This is a genomic window from Actinomadura sp. GC306 (assembly GCF_004348665.1).
GTDB lineage: Bacteria > Actinomycetota > Actinomycetes > Streptosporangiales > Streptosporangiaceae > Spirillospora.
The window spans coordinates 1-3,524 of the sequence record NZ_SMKM01000420.1; the positions used below are offsets into that span (position 1 = coordinate 1).

Genomic DNA, 3,524 nt, shown 5'->3' on the forward strand with positions numbered 1-3,524 from the left:
CACCCGACCCGTGGCAGACACACACACCAGGCGCCCCTACAACGGGCTCCCCGAGCGGCCCCCCACACCCAGCCACCTCCCCGGGCCAACCTGACGAGACCGCTACCTGGGCGGCGCGTGATCCCAGCGAGCCTGTCTCAGGTGGGACGCCGTACACCCCAGGTGCTTCTGCAACCGAAGGCCCAAGATCTCCAGGTGGCCCGCCTCTGCCGGGTCGGGACGGGGGCGAGGCGTCGGATTGGACATCCCGTGAGCCCGGTCCTGCGCCACAGTCGCGTGCCGCACCGGGACCGTCGGGTGAGGCCAACCCATGGCCGGGAACTGAGCCCGGCCCGTCCCCGTCCGGCGGGGTGCCGTACACGTCTGGTGCTTCTTCGGCTGGCGCCTCTGAATCTGGGGGTGGTGCGCCGCTGTCGGGCCGTGACGCGGACGAGGCGTCCTCAGATTGGACGCGACGTGAGCCCGGCGTCGCGTCGCAGTCGGGCCAACCTGACGAGAGCGCTACGTGGGCGGTGCGTGAACCCAGCGAGCCTGTCCCAGGTGGGACGCCTTACGCCTCGGGCGCTTCTGCAACCGAAGGCCCAGATTCTCAAGGCGGTCCACCTCTGCCGGGCCGTGACGTGGGCGAGGCGTCCTCGGATTGGACGTCCCGTGAGCCCGGGACTGCGCCGCAGCCGGGTGCCGCACCGGGGGCGTCGGGTGAGACCGACCCATGGCCGGGATATGAGTCCGACCAGTCTCCGGCGGGTGGGACGACATACACGTCGAGCGGGTCGTCGGAGTTTTATGCGGAGGGTGGTCCTTCGGCGGGGCGCGAGGCTGCGGGAGCGGCGTCGCAGGCGCGTGAGGCGGGCGATCCCTCGCAAGCCGGGGCATCATCGGGGTCGCAGGGTGCGCAGTCGCCGTCCTGGACGTCGCGGGAGCCGGGGAATGCGTCGGCCGGGGCGTCGCCGGGGTGGGATGACGATGAGCCGTTCCTGCCGGGGAAGGGGTTGTCGGCGGAGCCGCCGCCGCGGCCGGAGCCGGAAGTGCCGGTGCTCGCGGCCGGGCCGGGGCCGATGGCCGATCCCGGGCGGCGCAAGGCGCTCGCGGACGCGTTCGTCGCCGACTTCGTGGAGAGTGCGGCGTGGCGGGCCACGCTCGCGGTGCTGGACGGAGCCTTCCCCGGGCGGGGGATCGCGGCGACGCTGGCGCGGCGCGGCGACGAGATCCGCCGCACGATGGACGCCCTCGACCGTAAGACCATGGTGAAGCTCGGCGTCCCGGCATGGCTGGACGACGCCGGGATGGTGCTCGACCTCAGCGCGCACCTCGGGGTCCGGGCGGCGCGGAAGCAGCCGCGCGACCCCGGGCGTCCCCGCGCGTCGCGGCCCTATGCGGGGGCGTTCGTGGTCGACACGCTGGACCCGCTGCGGTACCACCGGGCGGTCGGCGGGCCGCGCGCGCCGCGTGACCTGCGGGCGGAGGGCGTGCTGCCGGTGCCGTCCGCGGAGGACGACGACAGCGGTGTCGTGATCGTCGCGAACCTGACGTCCGCGGGGGTGCGGGTCCTGGATTCCGCGGCGCTGTGGCGCTACGCGGGACGGGTCGTCACCGGAACCCTGCACGAGGCCGCGCGGCCGGAGACGCGGCGGCAGGTCCGCCGGGTGCTGTGGGCGTTGCGGCGCGTGGTGTTCGTCGACCCGGACCTCGGCCTCGGGCTGTGCCTCCAGCTCGACGCGGAGCGGGTTCCGCGGTGCCTGCTCGCGTTCGCCGTGGACCGGACGGCGGGCACGCCGCAGTTCGTCCGGCCCTGATCAGTCGGCGGAGCGCAGCCAGGAGAGGTCGCTCTGCCGGTCGGCGGGCAGCTCGCGGATCCGGTCCGCGAGCTGCCACGGCTCCGCCGGCGGCGTGCCCTCCTCCGGGAGGAGCCCGCAGACGAGCGCGGACTGCGTGCTGACGGCCGTGAACGGGCCGAACCGCGCGACCCCGCCGCCGCGCAGTGCCGCCAGCTCGGTGAGCAGCGCGTTGAGCGCGGACGGGTCCCGCGGGTCGTACAGGCCGCGGACGAACGTGAACAGGTCCTCCGCGAGCACCCCGGCGCGCCGGCCCGAGAGGTGGTACACCGTCCCCCGGTAGGCGCCCGTGGCCGCCGCATACGCCTCGCGGACGCGGGGCCGCAGGCCGTACTCGGCGGCGGCGCGCTCGTACGCGTCGGCGAGCAGCGCTTCGGCCTCGCCCTCCTCGCTGAGCAGCATCCCCGTGACGACGCCTTCCTCACGGTCGAGCCGGTCGAGCATCTCCCGGCGGAGCTCCTGGACGTCCTGCTCCATCGCGTCCAGCGACCGCGCCAGGGCCCGCTGGGCGTCGCGGTCGAGGTCGAGGCCGCCCAGTTCGTCGGACAGCTCGCCGACTTGCTTCTCCAGCCGCTCCACCCGACCGGTCAGCGCGTCCATCCCGTCGAGGACCTCGGCCGGCGGGGCCTCCGGCTGCTCCGGCGGGATCGGGATGCCGGCGGGCTCGGTCGCCTCGTCCACCACCGTCTTCAGCGCCTCGTGCCGCCGGGCGAGTTCGGACAGCTGCCCGCGCAGGTCGCGCAGGTCCGCCTGCGCGCGTGGGAGCCGTTTGTCGGACGCCAGGTAGAGCTCGCGTCCGGCGATCGCGAGGCAGAGCAGGACAAGGACCACGGTGGTCATGTGACTCCTCGGGAGGCGGGCTGCGCATCCGACGATAACCATCCGCGGCCGTATTGGCGGAGGACGCGGCCGATCTAGTCCAAAAGGCCCGCGCATTTCCCCAACGTCACCCCGGCCCGCTGGCGAGGCGTCACGCAGAAGACCGCGAGCAGGTCCTCACAAGCGGTGATACGTCCCGCCGTACCCGCGGCCCTGCGTTAGCCGGCTGATTCGGCCGTGCAGTGGGGCGCGCGGGCGATCGGGGGCAGTGGCCGCGCTCTCGCACGCCTGAGGCCGCGCGGAGTCGGCGCTCCGGGGGTGTTGGAGCGTGCGGTGGGTTCTTCGGGGTGCCCTTGCTCGGCTTAAGTAAGGCCACGCGGAACTGGTCGGTCGGTTCGGTGCCCTTGTCGGTCTGGATGTCACAGGGCCGCAGAAGGACACGGCGCGGTGGCGTGGTGATGTTGGGTTGCGGTGGTGGCCTCTGGGGCGTTAGCCGAATAGGCCGCCTAGGAGGCCGCCGAGGATTTCGGCGGCGCCGCCTGCCAGTTCGCCGGCTACGTCGCCTGCCACGCCGCCTACGGCGTCGGCGGCCAGGTTGCCTGCGATGTTGCCTGCGGCCTGGCCCGCGTAGCCGGCGATGACGTTGCCGAAGGCGTCCACAGGAGCGCCGGCGACGTAGCCGGCCACGTTCTGCGCGTAGCCGCCTGCCGCGCCGAGGGCCATGCCGCCCGCGATGCCTGCGGCCGCGGCGCCGCCCGCCAAGCCCAGGCCGGCGGCCGCTGCGGCGGCGCCGCCGTGGCGGCGGTGGCCGTGGTAGCCGGGGGAGCCGTGGTGGACGTGCACGGGCGGTGCGCCCGGGTGGCCTTGGGG

At 74.3% G+C, this 3,524-nt stretch carries 2 protein-coding genes and 1 pseudogene; 1 reads left to right on the forward strand and 2 read right to left on the reverse strand.

Going from position 1 to position 3,524, the window contains the following annotated elements:
• Positions 1-1,028 precede the first annotated feature (1,028 nt).
• A complete protein-coding gene (locus E1200_RS31995; RefSeq protein WP_131956201.1) occupies positions 1,029-1,796 on the forward strand; it encodes a hypothetical protein in 768 nt (255 codons plus the stop codon).
• On the opposite strand, the gene E1200_RS32000 is transcribed toward E1200_RS31995, so the two are convergent.
• Positions 1,797-2,675: a hypothetical protein gene (locus E1200_RS32000; protein ID WP_131956203.1), complete on the reverse strand. Its 879-nt coding sequence runs from the start codon at positions 2,673-2,675 to the stop codon at positions 1,797-1,799.
• A 468-nt stretch (positions 2,676-3,143) separates the two neighbouring features.
• Positions 3,144-3,524 (reverse strand): annotated as a pseudogene (locus tag E1200_RS34190) (hypothetical protein); the annotation flags it as partial.

What these genes read in the sequence shown, in the direction of transcription:
- E1200_RS32000 (WP_131956203.1), bottom strand. Translation starts at nt 2,675, where the DNA reads ATGACCACCGTGGTCCTTGTCCTGCTCTGCCTCGCGATCGCCGGACGC.